Source organism: Pseudomonas frederiksbergensis, assembly GCF_035751725.1.
Lineage (GTDB): Bacteria > Pseudomonadota > Gammaproteobacteria > Pseudomonadales > Pseudomonadaceae > Aquipseudomonas > Aquipseudomonas frederiksbergensis_A.
The window spans coordinates 4379279-4395184 of record NZ_CP142104.1 but is presented as its reverse complement, the minus strand read 5'-3'; the positions used below and the strand labels follow the sequence as shown (position 1 = coordinate 4395184).

Sequence of the window (15906 nt, the reverse complement as noted above, 5' to 3'; positions counted from 1 at the left end):
TTGCCGTAGAGAAATGATTTTTTCACATTTGCCTACGGCGTCTTCTTTTCAAAGAGCAACTTTCAGGAAGTTTCCGTCCATCATGCTGACTATTAAAGCCGTGCGCCCCGAGTGGGTGACGCTGGTTGCCAGTGCCTTTTTGCTGGTGGGTTTCAATCTGGTCCTGTGGCAGCACCTGTCCACTATCACGGCATCATCGGATGGTCACGGTGTCTTGCTGTGCCTGGCCTTTGGCGTGATGGTGTTCTGCGCGTTCAACCTGGTGCTCACGCTGTTGGCTTTCCGTCCGCTGCTCAAGCCAGTGTTGATGACGCTGTTCTTGATCAGCGCGGGCGTCGCGTATTTCATGGACCAATACGGCGTGTTGATCGACGCCGGCATGTTGCGCAACTTCGCCGAAACCAATGCCACGGAAGTTCGTGACCTGTTGTCGTTTAAGTTGTTTGCCTATTTGCTCCTGTTGGGTGTGCTGCCAGCCTGGTTGTTATTAAAGACACCCATAAACTATCGTCGCTGGCCCACAGAGTTGTTAAGTAAGCTTATTGTCGCCATGGTCACGGCTGCGGTACTCGGCGGGGTGGCGCTGATCAACTACCAGGGCTTGGCGTCGCTGTTTCGCAATCATCATGAGTTGCACTTGATGCTCGTCCCGAGCAATTACATCGGCGCTTCGATCGGCTATGTGCGCGAGCAGGTCGCATCGGCCAAGCAGCCGTTCATTGCCTTGGGCGAGGATGCGAGCCGAAACCCGGCCTGGCAGACCCATTCTCGAAAATCCCTCACCGTGCTGGTCGTGGGCGAGAGCGCCCGGGCCGAGAATTTCGGCATTCTTGGCTATAACCGCGATACCACGCCGCAACTGGACAAAGAGGCCGGCCTGATCGCATTCACCGCCGTGCATTCCTGCGGCACCGAAACCGCCGTGTCAGTGCCATGCATGTTTTCCAACATGGGGCGCAAGAATTACGACGCGAGTACGGCCAAGAACGAAGAGGGCCTGCTCGATGTGCTCAAGCGCGCCGGGCTGGACGTGATCTGGCGTGACAATCAGTCCGGTTGCAAAGGCACCTGCGACCGGGTCACCGTGCAGGACGTGAGCAATCTCAAGGACCCGACGCTGTGCGCCAACAGCGAGTGCCGCGATGAAATCCTGCTCCAGGGCTTGCAGCACTTCATCGACACCCTGGACAAGGACACTGTGCTGGTATTGCACCAGATGGGCAGTCATGGGCCGGAATATTTCAAGCGCTACCCCAAGGAATACGAGCATTTCACCCCGGTATGCGAGAGCAACGCGTTGAACAATTGCAGCCGGGAAAGCATCGTCAACGGCTACGACAATACGTTGGTGTACACCGATCACGTGTTGTCGACGCTGATCGATCTGCTGCGGGCCAACCAGGACAAGGTTGATACCGCCATGCTGTACCTGTCGGACCATGGCGAGTCCTTGGGCGAATACAACCTGTTCCTCCACGGCACGCCCTACATGCTCGCGCCGGAGCAACAGAAGCATGTGGCGATGCTGGCGTGGTTCTCCGACAGCTACCAGAAGTCCTTTGCGGTCGACACCCATTGCCTGCAGTTGAGCCGGGACAAGCCCCTGAGCCAGGACAATCTGTTCCATTCAATGCTTGGGCTGCTGGAGGTCAACAGCAAGGTCTACAACCAGGACCTCGATATGTTTGCCGGGTGCCGAAGCGCGGTGATCGACGGTGTACTTGCCCGGGAATGATTCCTACACCTTTTTTTCACGCGGCATTGTTTAACCTGTTGCCCAACCTTCGTGCATGAGCTGTGAGTATGTCCGGGCAACCCCCATCCACCGTCGAGCTTGAATTCGCCAGGCTGCATGAGCAGGAGCATGCGCAAATCTGCCGCCAGCCAGTGCCGCGCCGTTTGCGCCTGACCTTCTGGCGTGACGAACAGCTGGTGCGCAACGCCATGAAAGTCGCCGGTGAGCCGGGGCTGGTGCTGGATGTCGCGTGCGGGGCGGGGCGGTTCTGGCCTGTGCTGGCCGAACATGCCAACCGGGTCATCCTCGCGGCGGCCCCCTCGCCGGACACGCTCGATCATGCCCGCAGCCATCACCCTGGCGCATTGCTCAAGCGGGTCAAGACCTTCCCCAGCTCGGCGTTTACCCTTGGGTTGTCGGGCAATGCGGTGGATTGCATTTTCTGTCTGCAATTGTTTCTGCACATCAAGGCCCGCGAACATCGCCTGGCCCTGTTGCGAGAGTTTCATCGGGTCAGTCGCGACACAGTGATCGTGTCGGTCCGGATCGAAGGGCAATTCAACATCGGCCAAGCGCCGCGCCAAGTCCTGGCTGACAGGAGCGACGTCGAGGCGGAGTTCCTGCAGGCCGGTTTCTCCATCCTGTGGTATCAGGATTTCCTTCCTGGTTTTGCCGTGAAACGGGTTTATGTACTACGTAAGGTCAGTTAATTTTCGATGTAGGACTATTCTTGCGATTGCGTAGGCGATTTCTCTCAAGCTCTTGCTCCGTAGATGCTCGCAATCGCCGACGGCGATATATACTGCGCGCCATTCTTCAAGGGAGAGCCGTGTGGCCATCGATATTCACTGGATTCGCGACAACGATAGCCTCGCTCGGTTTTGCGCCGAATGGCAACAGTTGCCGTTCGTCGCCCTCGACACCGAATTCATGCGGGTCGACACCTTTTATCCCATCGCCGGCTTGCTGCAGATTGGCGATGGCAAAAGTGCATACCTGATCGACCCCTTGACCATCGACAATTGGCAACCCTTGGCCGCGCTGCTGGAGAACCCGGCGGTGCTCAAGGTATTGCACGCCTGCAGCGAAGATCTCGAAGTCCTGCTACGCCTGACCGGCAGCCTGCCTGCGCCGCTGTTTGACACCCAACTGGCCGCCGCCTACCTGAACCTGGGTTTTTCCATGGGGTATTCGCGGTTGGTGCAGGAAGTGCTGGGCATCGAGTTGCCCAAGGGCGAGACGCGTTCCGACTGGTTGCAGCGCCCCTTGTCCGAGACACAGATCAGCTACGCCGCGGAGGACGCGGTGCACCTGGCTGAAGTGTTCGTAGAACTGCGCCCGAAGCTTTCCGAGGACAAGTACGCCTGGGTGCTGGAAGATGGCGCCGAACTGGTCGCCAACTTGCGCCGCGAAGTGGACCCCTATGAGGTCTACCGCGAGGCCAAGCTGGCCTGGAAACTGTCCCGTGCGCAATTGGCCGTGCTACGCGAACTGTGTGCCTGGCGCGAGCGCGAAGCGCGGGCTCGGGATTTGCCGCGCAACCGGATTATCCGCGAGCATTCGCTATGGCCCTTGGCCCGCACCCAACCGGATAACCTCGGCGCGCTGGCGAAAATCGAAGACATGCACCCGCGTACCGTACGTCAGGACGGTGAGTTCCTGCTGGACCTGATCAAGCGCGCCGGCAGCGTGCCGCCGGAGCAGTGGCCACCCGCCGTGGCCGAACCGTTGCCCATCGAGGCCTCGGCGCTGCTCAAGCGCCTCAAGGCGCTGGGGCAGGCTGAAGCCGAGCGCCTGGGCGTTGCCCCGGAACTGATGCTGCGCAAGAAGACCCTCGAAGCCTTGATCAAGAGCGGCTTCCCAGAAGGTCCCTACCAATTGCCCGACTCGCTGCGTGGCTGGCGTCGCGAGTTGATGGGCCAGGCGTTGCTCGACAGCCTGGCCACCGCCGGAGAACAGCCTTGAAACGTATCTGCTCCATTTATCGAAGCTCGAAGAAAAACGAGATGTACCTGTATGTGCTCAAGAGCGACGCGTTGGCCCGTGTGCCGGAGCCGTTGATGGCGGCCTTTGGCAAGGCTATCCACGCGTTCGACCTGGTGCTGAGCCCGGAGCGCCAGTTGTCCCGTGAGGACATCGCCAAGGTGCTGGAGAATCTCGATACCCAGGGCTATCACCTGCAAATGCCGCCGGCCGAAGACGAGTACATCGAGCATCTGCCTGAAGAGTTGCTGCGACGCAACGATCCGGTCTGACAATGCGCGGGGCGCCTGTCCAGGCGCCCCTTGAAATGAAAAATGATTATTGGCGATAGGCCGCAAGGATGGAGCGATACTCTGTCAGCGGTCGTCTGTACTGTTTTTGAAAGGTTTGATTCATGCGCGTTCTGATTGCCGAACACGACCACGCGGTTTATGCCCAGCTCCTGCGCCAGGCTGCACCCGATATCGAGGTGCTGACCAGCGGCGACTCTGCCGAACTGTCGCGGCTCGCCTCCGACTGCCCGGTCTGGCTCGGCCAGCCTGATCTCTTGGCGACGCTATTGCGTCAAGGGCACCAGCCCCGTTGGTTGCAATCGACCTGGGCGGGCATCACGCCGCTCTTGGCAGAGGGCTTGAATCGCGATTATCGCCTGACCCGCGCAGTCGGCATCTTTGGCCAGGTGATGGCCGAATATGTCCTCACCTATATGCTCGGGCATGAACGCGAAGTGCTGGCGCGACTGGTCAGCCAGGTGGAGCGCAAGTGGGACAACCGCCAGGGGCAAAGCCTGGCGGGGCGCAAGGTGTTGATCGTCGGGACCGGCGATATCGGCCAGCGCGTGGCGCAGTTCCTGATGCCGTTTGGCGTGCATTTGTATGGCATCGCCAGCGAAGCCCGTGAGTTGGCGCCGTTTATCGAAGTCGGTGCGCTGGCTGACTTGCCACGGCTGGTGGGCGAAGCGGACTACGTGATCAACCTGCTGCCGAATACCCCGGACACCCATGACATCTACGACGCCGCGCTGTTCAAGCGATTCAAGCCCACCGGGTTGTTTATCAATGTCGGCCGTGGCGTGGCCGTGGTCGACGCAGACCTGGTGCAAGCCTTGAAGGAAGGGCATCTGGCCGGTGCGGTCATCGACGTGTGTCGCCAGGAGCCGTTGCCACAGCGGCATCCGTTCTGGACGGCCTGGGGGCTGCTGTTGACCGGCCACAGTTCGGCACCGACCTCGCCGCCGATGATGGTGCAGTTGTTCCTGGAGAACGTGCGCGCCTACCAGGCCGGTGAGGCGCTGCGTGGGGAAGTGGATTTCGCCCGAGGCTACTAAGCTCAAAGTTACTCTGGGCCTATGAGCCACCGTGGCGCGGGCTTCGTGGCCTGACAAGTCCCTGCTACCGACAGTCGCCGACGCTTGGCCTCAAGAGGCCCCGGCACTAGACTGTCGGCCTTTTCACCACGTGATGTTGATGCTCGAGCCATGGCCGCCAAAGTCGAACCGTTCTGGATACGCAAAACCCTCGATCAGCTCGATCCGCAGGAGTGGGAATCGCTGTGCGACGGCTGTGGCCTTTGCTGCCTGCAAAAGCTCGAAGACGAAGACGACAACACCGTCTACTACACACGCATCGCCTGCAAACTGCTGGACCTGAAAACCTGCCAGTGCACCGACTACCCCAACCGCCGCGACTTCGTCCCCGATTGCATCCAGCTCACGCCTGGCAGGGCCGATCAGTTCAAGTGGCTGCCGCCGACCTGCGGTTATCGCCTGGTCAGCGAGGGCAAGGATTTGCCGTTGTGGCATCACTTGGTCTGTGGCGACCGGGATGCCGTGCATCACGAACGCATCTCCCAGTCCGGGCGCATGCTGGCCGAAGGCAGCGTGGCTGAAGACGACTGGGAAGATCATTTGATTTTCCGCGCTGGCTGAACCAAAGACATCGCATCACGGGGAATGCCCATGGCTGCAGGATTTAAACAGGTACTGGCGGTGGGGCTGCTGGTGATGTGCGGACCGTTGTGGGCGGCGCAGAAAGTCGATCTGGATTATCACGTGCACTTGTTGCCGCAGAGCGACCAGGCCGAGGTGCGCCTCACCTTGGCCCGAGGCTCGGCGGTGCGAAGCCTGGATTTCGACCTCGGCGACGACGGGCGCTACAGCGACTTCAAGGCCGACGGTCAATGGCAGTTCACGCCTGGCCAGGCATCACGCGGCGTTTGGCGTCCGGCTGCCGACAAGGCCAGCCTGACGTACCGCGTGCGCCTGAGCGAGTCGCGCAAGAACGGTGCCTTCGAAACCCGCATGACCCCCGGCTGGGCGCTGCTGCGAGGTGATGACCTGGTACCGCCGGCGAAGCTGGATCAGCAGGACGGCGTGGAGTTGGTGTCTCGCCTGGCGTTCGAATTGCCGAGCGGCTGGCAAAGCATCGAGACGGCCTGGCCGCGTATCGGCAAGCAACGTTTTCGTATCGATAATCCCTCGCGCCTGTTCGACCGACCTACGGGTTGGATGCTTGCAGGCAAGCTTGGCAGTCGCCGCACGCGCCTGGGCGAAACTGATGTGACGGTGGCTTCGCCCAAGAGCCAGGGCATGCGCAGGATGGATGTCCTGACGCTGCTGACCTTTGTCTGGCCGCAGGTGCAGGCGGTGGTGCCGCGCCATCCCGCCAAGTTGCTGATTGTCGGCGCCGGCGATCCGTTGTGGCGTGGCGCGAAGGGCGGTCGCGAATCGATCTATCTGCACAGCCGCCCAGCGCTGGTCAGCGAACGGGGCAGCAGTCCTTTGCTGCGCGAACTGATGCAAGTGCTGGCGCGCATCAACGACGATGATCGCAGTGATTGGATCAGCGAAGGGCTCAACGAGTACTACGCCATCGAACTGCTGCGCCGCGCTGGCGGCATGAGCGACGAGCGTTATCAGGCCTTGAACGATCGACTCGCCCGTGACAGCAAGGGCGTCAGCACTTTGCGCGGCGAGCAGGTGAGCCCGGCGATGGTGTCCAGGGCGGTGCTGCTATTGCAGGAGCTTGACCGGGAGATTCGCCTGAAGACCCGCAACAAGCGCTCGCTCGATGATGTGCTGCAAGGGGCGATGCGGCTGGAGACGGTGGATACCGCGGAGTTCGTGCAGCTCAGCGAGAGCATCCTCGGTGGGGGCTCCAGTGTTCTGGATACGCGGTTGCTTCAGTAATACAGTTTTCGCGAACAAGCCCCACAGTTTCGCGCGATGGCCTGGAAGCTGTTGTGGCGAGAGAGCTTGCTCCCGCTGGGGCGCGCAGCGGCCCCAAAAAAAGCCGATGAGCGCTTCGCAATGGAGCGCCAGCCCGGTCAAGCGGGAGCAAGCTCCCTCGCCACGAGACTGTGCAATTCTCAAACTTCTATGGAAGAAAACTTGCTCCGGGGCAAATTCAGAGCCCAGCCTTAGGCGAAACCAACGAATCATTCCCCGTCACCGTAGCCGTGCCAGTCGCCGCCTCGGCATTGGCCTTCATGCGGCTCAGTTCGTCGCCGGCCTGCTCGATGCGAGCACGGGCGTCGTGCAGATGCTGACGATTTCTTTCCAGCATACTTTTGGCCGAGCAGTGCCCGGTGATGCCCCGTGCCAGGGCCATGCCGCCGATTGCCAGCTGAGCCAGGCCGAGCACTCCGCCGCGACGTAGACCCTTGCCCATCATCAGCACCCCACCAGCCAGTGAGCCAATGCGCTCCCAGCCGTGGACGTTCTGCGGGCTGCGGGATTGGAAAGGGGTGGTCTCAACCGGCCCGAACGGATTGTTATCGCTCATGATCTGTCTCCAGTGTGGGGATGTGTATAAAGCTGACTGCCTGAGCGAATCCGTCGTTCCATGGAATTTCCCGCCGGTCAGCGGAATTGCGGTCCCGAGCGAGTGTTGTTGCCTTTGGCCATGCGGTCGTACAACACGACGTTGACCGTGGCTGCCAGGTTCATACAGCCGTTGGTGGGGATGTAGATCACGTCTTCGCACCAGTCGCGGATGTCTTTGTCCAGCGAGCCGTCTTCCGGGCCGAAGATATACAGGGCGCGGTCTGGATGAGTGTATTCGGGCAGGGGACGGGCGCCTTCCACCAGTTCGACGGCCACCGGCACGCAGCCCAGGGGCAGGATTTTCTTCAAGTCATCGATGCCGATCAACGGGATGTCGTAGTGGACTTTCTTGGTGTCGGTGACAAAGTCGGCGGCGCGTTCATAGCGCTTGCCGGTGTAGAACACCGACGCCACGCCGTAGCAGCCGGCGGCGCGCATGACCGAACCGACGTTTTCCGGTGACTTGGGGTTGAACAGACCGATGCAGCTGTAGCGTTTGTTGGCCACGGACGGGAGTGCCTTTGGGAAAAGGCGTGATTATACGGGAACGGGGGAGGGTGGTCAGGTTCGAGATATGTGGTGTTTGTTTGATCGCCATCGCGAGCAAGCTCGCTCCCACAAGATTTTGCGTACGCCGAAATTCAATGTGGGAACGAGCCTGCTCGTGAAGGCGGCCCGCAGGTTCACTCGTCTTTCTTCATCAACCCAGCCAACGCGGCGAACGGGTTATGCGTCGCCTTGGCGATCTTCGGGGTGCTCAGGGAGCCGTCGCCGAAGTATTGCTGGTCGGTGTAGCGCGAATGTTCGTTGTCGTGGCAATACAAGCACAGCAGTTCCCAGTTGGAGCCGTCCTGGGGATTGTTGTCGTGGTTGTGGTCGCGGTGGTGAACGGTCAGTTCGCTGAGGCGCTTGCCGGAAAATTCACGGGCGCAGCGGCCGCAGACGTGTGGGTACATTTTCAGGGCTTTGTCGCGGTAGCCCATTTCCCGGTCGCGCTGGGCGTCGGCGAGGATGCGGTCCAGCTTGGCGGTGTTGGACGGCGGGGTGGACGAACTCATGGGTTCACCTTTGTAGAAAAGACGGATGACGGTTGGAGTTTAGCTCAGCCCTTGAGCTTCTCGGCAATCCAGATGGTGTGGCGGGTGCCTTTGTTGCCGTGGGCGAAGACCTGTACCTCTTCGGCCTTGAAACCGGCCTTCTTCAGCTTGTCGGAAAACTGCCGGTCGGCGCTGGCCGACCACACCGCCAAAACGCCCTTGGGCCGCAGGGCCTTTGCACAGGCGGCGAGGCCACCGGCCGAATACAGCCAACTGTTGGCCTTCTGGGTCAGGCCTTCGGGACCGTTGTCGACATCGAGCATGATCGCGTCGAACCCTTGGGGCTCGGCTTGCAGCACCTTGGCGACGTCTTCCAGGCGGATCACCGTGCGCGGGTCCGACAGCGGTCGCCCGGCCTTTTCGCCCAAGGGACCGCGATTCCACTCCACGACGCCCGGCACCAGTTCGGCCACCACCACTTCGGCGCTCTTGCCCAAGTGCTTGAGGGCCGAGGCGAGGGTGAAGCCCATGCCGAGGCCGCCAATCAACACGCGCGACCCCGGGCGGCCGGCGACTTTGCGGCATGGGATCTCGGCCAAGGCGTCTTCGGAACCGTGCATGCGGGTGTTCATCAGTTGCCCGCCGTCGCCGCCCTGGATCTTGATCACGAAGTCCTCGCCGTACTCGAACAGGCACAAGGCACCGCCGTTGTCGGGAATGGGCGTGGTGTCGAGCAGAACAAAACGTTTCATGGAAATCTCATGGGGAAAGAGCAGACCGGCCCGGCAAGGGCTAGCCTGAAAGCAGACAATAGCCACGGAGCCATTGATGAAGTGCATCATTCTAACGGCCATTGCCCTGACGGCGCTCTCGATAAGTTGCGCCCAGGCCCAGCAACCGACGATTCCGGTCGCGCCGCCGAGCATTCCCGGCTCTCCCGGCACCGCCACGCCCATGCCGTATCCGAAGGTTGCGCCCAGCGGAGTGCCCACGGTGGCCCCAGGGAACGGCCCGCCCCTGCTGCCGCCCATCGAGGTGCCCCGACCGCCGAAAGACCAGCCGATACCGGGAATGGAGCCCAAGCCGCCGAAGGCGAAGTCGCCGGGGGGCTAGACCTGCTGCGAGAGCAACTGCCCGTCCGCCATGCGCAGGCGCTTGGACAGGGAAACGGCGAGGGCGCGGATGATCTTGGCGGCGACTTTGGGCGCGTCGTTGAGCATTTTTTCCAGGGAGTCCTTGCCCAGGTTCAGCAATTGGCAATGGGTGGCGGCGATGCAACTGGCCGAGCGCCGTTCCCCGTCAAGCACCGCCATTTCGCCGAATGCCCGGCCGCTGCGCAGCGTAGCGATAGTGACGGGTTGACCGTCAGGGCCGGTTTTCTGCACGGCCACCTGTCCGGTGTGGAGGATGCACATGAAGCTGCCCGCATCGCCTTCACGGAAAATCGCCTCGCCCTGGGCGACGGTGCTGATGCTGAAGTAACCCGACGCAGCGGCAAAATCGACGGGCAGCAATTGGTCGAACAGACCGCAGTCCATCAGCCAGTCGCGGATTTCGTTGTTCAGTAAGGTCGGTTCTGACATGTCGTGACGGTCTTTTTTCTTGTGTTTGTTGCGGTTGTGGATTGTCTTGAATGTAAGTCAAACCCTTATGGCAGTGCCATGCCCGGGCCCAGCGCATGGAGCTAAGACCCGGCCATCCCACAGAGTTCCTCAGGCCACCCCTAAAACCTTCAACACAAACGCATATTCGAGCGCTACGTCACGCAACCCCTGGTAGCGACCGCTCATGCCGCCATGGCCGGCGCCCAGTTCGGTCTTGAGCAGCAATGGGTTGTCGTCGGTCTTGGTAGCCCGCAGCTTCGCCACCCACTTGGCTGCTTCCCAGTACTGCACGCGGCTGTCGTTGTAGCCAGCGATCACCAGCATTGCCGGGTACGCCTGGGCGCGGACGTTTTCGTACGGGGCGTAGGCCCTGATCCGATCATAGACGTCCGGCTCCTGCGGATTACCCCATTCGTCGTATTCGGTTACGGTCAATGGCAGTTCGGGATCGAGCATGGTGTTGAGCACGTCGACAAATGGCACTTCGGCAATTGCGACCTTGAACAGTTCCGGACGCTGGTTGAGCACCGCGCCGATCAACAGCCCACCGGCGCTGCCGCCGCTGATCGCCAGTTGGTCGGCGGTGGTGAAGCCATTGGCGACCAGGTGTTCGGCGCAGGCAATGAAGTCGCTGAAGGTGTGGTGCTTGTGCTCTTGTTTGCCGGCGCGATACCAGGCTTCGCCCAATTCGCCGCCACCGCGCACATGGGCGATGGCGAACGCCACGCCGCGGTCCAGCAGGCTCAGCCGCGCGTGGGAAAACCACGGGTCGAGGCTTTCGCCGTAGGCGCCGTAGCCGTACAGATACAGTGGCACCGGCTGGCCCAGGGCTTCGCGCTTGACCACCAGGCTGATGGGCACCTGCGTGCCGTCCGGCGCCGTGGCCCAGAGTCGTTGACTGACGTAGGCATCGGCATCGAACGGACCCAGGACCGGGGTTTGCTTGAGCACGACCTGATCGCCGCTGGCCAGGTCCAACTGGCGGATCTGTGCCGGGCGATTCAGCGCCTCGTAGCGCAGGCGGATACGCTCGCTGGCGAACTCGAGGCTGTTCTGTACGTGCAGGCTGTAGGCCGCGTCTGGCAATTGCACCCGATATGTCGGCAAGCCCTGTGGGTGAACTTCGATAATGGGCAGGCCGCCTTCGCGCAGGCTCAAGGTCATGGCCGTGGCGTTCAGGCTCAAGCCATCGATCATCACCGTATCGCTGTGGGGGATCAGGTTCTGCCAGTCGGCCTCGGTCGGCGCCTCGCCGGTGTCGGCGGCCTGGTACAACGCGAAGTTGATGCCGTCGCGGTTGCTGCGGATAAACCACGTCCATTGACCGTCGAGCAGGCCGTGATCGATGTCGTATTCATGGTCCTCCACCCGTGGCGCTACGCAGGTAAACGGCTGCTGCGGTTGCGCCGCGTCGAGCACCCAGACTTCACTGGTGGTCTTGCTGCCCAGGGACAGGATCAGTTGGCGCTCGGAGCTCGAACGGTAGCAATGCAGGAAAAAACGCCCGTCCGGCTCATGGAATACCTCTTCGGCGGCGGTGCCATCCAAACGATAGCGGAACAGCTTGTGTGGCCGATGGGTGTCGTCCAGTTCGCCGAAGAACAGCGTCAGGCTGTCGTTGGCCCAGGTCATGCTGCCGTCGCAGTTCTCGAAGGACAGTTCGCTGACCTTGTCGCTGGATAATTCCTTGACGAACAGCGTGTAGATCTCATCGCCCGTGGTATCCAGGCTGTAGGCCAGGCGCTGGTGGTCGGGGCTGATGCTGAACGCGCCCAAGGCAAAGAATCCGCCGCCGGCCAGGGCGTTCGGGTCCAACAGCAACTGTTCACGGCTCTGATCCACGGTCAGGCTGTCGTCCGCCGGACGCGGGCAGCGGTAATGGCGCGGGTATTCGTCGCCCGCGGTGGTGCGGGTGTAATACAAGTAGGGACCCCAGGGCGAGGGCAGGGACAGGTCGGTCTCGAGGATCCGTCCCTTGATTTCCTGGAACAGCGTTTCGCGCAGCTCGGCCTGGTCGGCAAGCACCGCTTCCTGATAGCTGTTTTCAGCCTTGAGGTATTCGAGCACGGCGTCGGTGTCGCGGTCCTGCAGCCAGGCATAGGGATCGACACCAGGGTTTTTGTGGGCTATCGGGGCGTCGAAAACGTGGGCAGATCGGGGCATGGAGAAACTCTCGAGCGTAATACGAAAAGGGACAAGTGGCTGGCGGGGTCGGTTCTGTCGTCGGACCGAAAAACTCACCCTGCCGGGCATCCGCAAGACGCCGGGGCAGCCTGACGAGCGAAAAGCCGTTACTATAAGCGCCTCTTTGCCTGCCTTGCCATGGACACCATGACCGAGAACGACTATCTGATTGCCTGGGGCCTGTACGCCTTCGCCGCCCTGGGTTGCCTCCTGGTATGGATGCGCATGACCCGCTTCATGTGGCGCTGGTTGCGCGAGCCGCTGCGGTTGCTGATGGCGGTGTTGCTGTTCAGCCCCACCATCGTCGACCCGGTGAAGGAAAAGGTCGCCCCGGCCTTGGCCATCGTCGCCCTGGACGTGTTGTTCAAGGTGGGCAACAACGTATGGCGCGCCGCGTCCGACTTGCTCATGTACGCCATGATCGCCTTCGGCTTGTATCTGATCGTGGTGCTGATCCGCTTGCCCATCGAACGCGCTGCCAAGGCTCGCAAGGAACGCGCCGCCGCCGCGAAAGCCGCCGCTGCTGCCGAGCCTGATGACGAGCCGCCGTTCGGTGTGGCTGGTGACGACCGTTACGGCCGTCCACCCGTGCCGAGCAACCCCCAGCGTTCGCGTATCGAACCGCGCCTGTAACCGGGCTGCCCAATCCAACGAGGGTTCGAGCATGTGTGAATTATTGGGCATGAGCGCCAATGTGCCGACCGACATCGTGTTCAGCTTCACCGGGCTGATGCAGCGCGGAGGCAAGACCGGGCCGCATCGCGACGGTTGGGGTATCGCTTTCTATGAAGGCCGTGGCCTGCGGCTGTTCCAGGACCCCGCTGCCAGCAGCGAATCGGAAGTGGCGAACCTGGTGCAGCGTTATCCGATCAAGAGCGAAGTGGTGATCGGGCACATCCGCCAGGCCAACGTCGGCAAGGTCTGCCTGTCCAACACGCACCCGTTCGTGCGTGAGTTATGGGGCCGCAACTGGTGTTTTGCCCACAACGGCCAGCTCGCCGATTTCCAGCCGGGCGTGAGCTTCTACCGCCCGGTGGGCGACACCGACAGCGAAGCGGCCTTCTGCGACCTGCTCAACCGCGTGCGCCAGGCCTTCCCCGAGCCGGTGGAGGTGGAGCGGTTGCTGCCGTCGCTGGTCGAGGCCTGCTCCGAATACCGCAGCAAAGGTGTGTTCAATTGCCTGCTCAGCGATGGCGACTGGCTGTTCTGCTATTGCTCGACCAAACTGGCCCAGATCACCCGTCGCGCGCCATTCGGCCCGGCGAGGCTCAAGGATGTGGACGTTATCGTCGATTTCCAGGCGGAAACCACGCCCAACGATGTGGTCACGGTGATCGCCACCGAACCCTTGACCGAAAACGAAACCTGGACCCGCTACGAACCGGGCCAATGGAGCCTGTGGCGACGCGGCGAATGCGTCAGCCACGGCCGGACCGAATAAGGACGTCACGTTATGTTGCTCAGTTATCTACGGTTGGTGCTGTTCGCGGTGGGCTTGCTGGTGGGGGTCCAGGTGCCGGGGTTCATCAATGATTACGCCAAGCGGGTCGAGGCTCACCTGATCGAGGCGCAAACCGGTCTCCAGGGGTTCCAGGGCACCGCCAATCAATTCTTCAAGGGTGACATGCAGGCCTTGGTGGCCCATTACCGCGCCAGCGAAGACCCGATCTTTCGCAGTGACGCCGACAGCCTGAACACCTTGCTCGTGCGCCAGCAGGCACTGGACAAGCAGTTCCAGGCGATGCAAGGCCCGTGGTACATCCGCCTGTTGCAAGTGGCGCTGGCCGCCGATCCGGACATCCGCAAGGAGACCTGGAACGGCTACAGCTACCAGATCCTGCTGACTCCCGAAGCAATGATCTGGGGCATCAGCGGTGCGATGTTGCTGTCGTTCGGCCTGGAATGCCTGTTCCGCCTGATCGACTGGGTGGTATTGGGCGGCAAGCGCCTGCGCCAGGGCCGGCCGATCGAAGAGCGCGACCTGCGCGGGCTCTGACTCGATGGATCAGTGAGCTTGCTGTAGTGAGGGAGCAAGCTCCCTCACCACAAGAGCGGTCCGCTATCCTGGCGATGTACCGTCCTATCAAATTTTTCTTATGACCCGGCCAAGGTTTTATTCGTTGGACGAGATCGGCTGCGCGCTCAAGAATCGGGGCAACGGTCTCCACGTCTGCGTCGTCGAGACTCACAACAATAAAACCGTGGAGAACCACCATGAGTGCACCCGACACGCTCGGCGTCCCCCAACCCCAGGCCCGGTCCGGCCCGTTCGATTGGTACCGCAACATCAACCAGCAGGAACGTCGCACCTTCTGGAGCTGCAAGATCGGTTACGCCCTGGACGGCATGGACACGCAAATGCTCAGTTTCGTGGTGCCGACCCTGATTGCGATGTGGGGCATCACTACTGGCCAGGCAGGCCTGATCCACACCAGTACCTTGATCGCGTCGGCCATCGGCGGCTGGGTGGCGGGCATTCTCTCCGACCGCATCGGCCGGGTCCGTACCCTGCAACTGACGGTGCTGTGGTTCGCGTTCTTCACCTTCCTGTGCGGCTTTGCCCAGAACTACGAACAATTGTTGATCGCACGAACCTTGATGGGCTTCGGTTTCGGCGGCGAATGGACGGCCGGTGCGGTGTTGATGGGCGAAGTCATTCGCGCCAAGGACCGCGGTAAAGCGGTGGGCATGGTGCAATCGGGTTGGGCGCTGGGCTGGGGCATGACCGCGATCCTGTATGCGCTGCTGTTCTCGGTGTTGCCGCCGGAAGACGCCTGGCGCGCACTGTTCATCCTCGGCATCGTGCCAGCGGTGTTCGTGATTTTTGTCCGCCGGTTGGTCAAGGATCCGGAGGTCTACAACCAGACCAAGGCACGGCTGACGCCGGAAAATCCGGCGAAGTTCTACGAGATTTTTGCCCCTGGGATTCTCTTCACCACCCTGCGTGCCTCGCTGCTGACCACCGGTGCCCTGGGCGGTTACTACGCGATCACGTCCTGGCTGCCGACTTTTCTCAAGAACGAGCGTGGCCTGAGCGTCCTGGGCACCGGCGGCTACCTGGCGATGGTGATCGTCGGGTCGTATGTGGGTTACGTCATCAGCGCGTACCTGTCGGACATCCTCGGGCGCAAGAAGAACTTCGTCCTGTACGCCATCGGTTCGTTCACCATCGTCCTGCTGTACACCCAAGTGCCGGTGAGCAATAACGTGATGCTCTGGTTGGGCTTTCCCCTGGGCTTTTTCGCTTCGGGGATGTTCAGCGGCATGGGCTCGTTCCTCACCGAACTGTTTCCCACGCGCATTCGGGGGTCGGGCCAGGGCTTCTGCTACAACATCGGCCGGGCAGTGGCGGCGCTGTTCCCACTGTTGATCGGTATCCTGAGCCAGAAAGTACCGTTGAGCGTGGGTATCGGCGCGTTCGCGGCGGTGTCCTACGGCGTGGTGATACTGGCGGCGCTGAGTCTGCCGGAAACCCAAGGCAAGCAGTTGGAAGCCGAGTAACTGATAACCTGTGGGATGCAAATCCCACGGTCTAAGAAG

At 61.5% G+C, this 15906-nt stretch carries 18 protein-coding genes; 12 read left to right on the top strand and 6 right to left on the bottom strand.

Annotation, left to right across the window (positions count from 1 at the left end; genetic code table 11):
- The first annotated feature begins 82 nt into the window (after positions 1-82).
- From VQ575_RS19470 to VQ575_RS19440, 7 genes are all read left to right on the top strand, one after another.
- Positions 83-1735 carry a phosphoethanolamine transferase gene (locus VQ575_RS19470; RefSeq protein WP_039593331.1) on the top strand — a complete coding sequence of 551 codons (1653 nt, stop codon included), beginning with the start codon at positions 83-85 and terminating at the stop codon, positions 1733-1735.
- A gap of 68 nt (positions 1736-1803) precedes the next feature.
- Positions 1804-2445 (top strand): class I SAM-dependent methyltransferase, encoded by a 642-nt coding sequence (locus VQ575_RS19465; RefSeq protein WP_039593332.1) that lies wholly within the window; start codon positions 1804-1806, stop codon positions 2443-2445.
- 121 nt (positions 2446-2566) lie between these two features.
- The gene (gene rnd / locus VQ575_RS19460) at positions 2567-3700 is read left to right on the top strand and encodes a ribonuclease D (RefSeq protein WP_039593333.1); all 1134 of its coding nucleotides are present in this window, start codon (positions 2567-2569) and stop codon (positions 3698-3700) included.
- Positions 3697-3990: a YcgL domain-containing protein gene (locus tag VQ575_RS19455; RefSeq protein WP_039593334.1), complete on the top strand. Its 294-nt coding sequence runs from the start codon at positions 3697-3699 to the stop codon at positions 3988-3990. The genes rnd and VQ575_RS19455 overlap by 4 nt, the downstream gene beginning before the upstream one ends.
- Before the next feature lie 122 nt (positions 3991-4112).
- Positions 4113-5045, top strand: coding sequence for a D-2-hydroxyacid dehydrogenase (locus VQ575_RS19450; protein WP_039593335.1), 933 nt, complete (start codon positions 4113-4115; stop codon positions 5043-5045).
- A gap of 150 nt (positions 5046-5195) precedes the next feature.
- Complete coding sequence (locus VQ575_RS19445) at positions 5196-5645, top strand: YcgN family cysteine cluster protein (RefSeq protein ID WP_325918257.1); 450 nt, start codon at positions 5196-5198, stop codon at positions 5643-5645.
- A gap of 30 nt (positions 5646-5675) precedes the next feature.
- Complete coding sequence (locus VQ575_RS19440; RefSeq protein ID WP_325918256.1) at positions 5676-6905, top strand: hypothetical protein; 1230 nt, start codon at positions 5676-5678, stop codon at positions 6903-6905.
- Between the two features lie 217 nt (positions 6906-7122).
- Here the strand turns inward: VQ575_RS19440 and VQ575_RS19435 are convergent, their stop codons facing one another.
- The 4 genes from VQ575_RS19435 to VQ575_RS19420 all read right to left on the bottom strand — a co-directional run bounded on the left by VQ575_RS19435 (position 7123) and on the right by VQ575_RS19420 (position 9330).
- On the bottom strand, positions 7123-7500 hold the full coding sequence (locus VQ575_RS19435) for a YgaP family membrane protein (protein WP_039593338.1): 378 nt from the start codon (positions 7498-7500) through the stop codon (positions 7123-7125).
- 77 nt (positions 7501-7577) lie between these two features.
- Positions 7578-8048, bottom strand: a complete 471-nt coding sequence (locus VQ575_RS19430; RefSeq protein WP_030141187.1) for an RNA methyltransferase — start codon at positions 8046-8048, stop codon at positions 7578-7580.
- A gap of 176 nt (positions 8049-8224) precedes the next feature.
- Positions 8225-8599, bottom strand: coding sequence for a YajD family HNH nuclease (locus VQ575_RS19425; RefSeq protein WP_003184246.1), 375 nt, complete (start codon positions 8597-8599; stop codon positions 8225-8227).
- 44 nt (positions 8600-8643) lie between these two features.
- Positions 8644-9330, bottom strand: a complete 687-nt coding sequence (locus VQ575_RS19420) for a spermidine synthase (RefSeq protein WP_039593339.1) — start codon at positions 9328-9330, stop codon at positions 8644-8646.
- A gap of 76 nt (positions 9331-9406) precedes the next feature.
- Between VQ575_RS19420 and VQ575_RS19415 the strand changes: the two genes are divergently transcribed.
- Positions 9407-9691, top strand: coding sequence for a hypothetical protein (locus tag VQ575_RS19415; protein ID WP_039593340.1), 285 nt, complete (start codon positions 9407-9409; stop codon positions 9689-9691).
- On the opposite strand, the gene VQ575_RS19410 is transcribed toward VQ575_RS19415, so the two are convergent.
- Both VQ575_RS19410 and VQ575_RS19405 read right to left on the bottom strand, forming a co-directional pair.
- Positions 9688-10161 (bottom strand): cyclic nucleotide-binding domain-containing protein, encoded by a 474-nt coding sequence (locus tag VQ575_RS19410; RefSeq protein WP_039593341.1) that lies wholly within the window; start codon positions 10159-10161, stop codon positions 9688-9690. The two genes, VQ575_RS19415 and VQ575_RS19410, sit on opposite strands and share 4 nt — an antisense overlap.
- 129 nt (positions 10162-10290) lie before the next feature.
- Positions 10291-12345 carry a S9 family peptidase gene (locus VQ575_RS19405; protein ID WP_325918255.1) on the bottom strand — a complete coding sequence of 685 codons (2055 nt, stop codon included), beginning with the start codon at positions 12343-12345 and terminating at the stop codon, positions 10291-10293.
- A gap of 159 nt (positions 12346-12504) precedes the next feature.
- Between VQ575_RS19405 and VQ575_RS19400 the strand changes: the two genes are divergently transcribed.
- From VQ575_RS19400 to VQ575_RS19385, 4 genes are all read left to right on the top strand, one after another.
- Positions 12505-12999 carry a hypothetical protein gene (locus tag VQ575_RS19400; protein ID WP_039593343.1) on the top strand — a complete coding sequence of 165 codons (495 nt, stop codon included), beginning with the start codon at positions 12505-12507 and terminating at the stop codon, positions 12997-12999.
- 31 nt (positions 13000-13030) lie between these two features.
- The gene (locus VQ575_RS19395) at positions 13031-13807 is read left to right on the top strand and encodes a class II glutamine amidotransferase (RefSeq protein ID WP_039593344.1); all 777 of its coding nucleotides are present in this window, start codon (positions 13031-13033) and stop codon (positions 13805-13807) included.
- Positions 13808-13819: 12 nt separating this feature from the next.
- Positions 13820-14362, top strand: a complete 543-nt coding sequence (locus VQ575_RS19390; protein WP_039593345.1) for a DUF2937 family protein — start codon at positions 13820-13822, stop codon at positions 14360-14362.
- A gap of 218 nt (positions 14363-14580) precedes the next feature.
- On the top strand, positions 14581-15867 hold the full coding sequence (locus VQ575_RS19385) for an MFS transporter (RefSeq protein WP_039593346.1): 1287 nt from the start codon (positions 14581-14583) through the stop codon (positions 15865-15867).
- Positions 15868-15906: the final 39 nt, after the last annotated feature.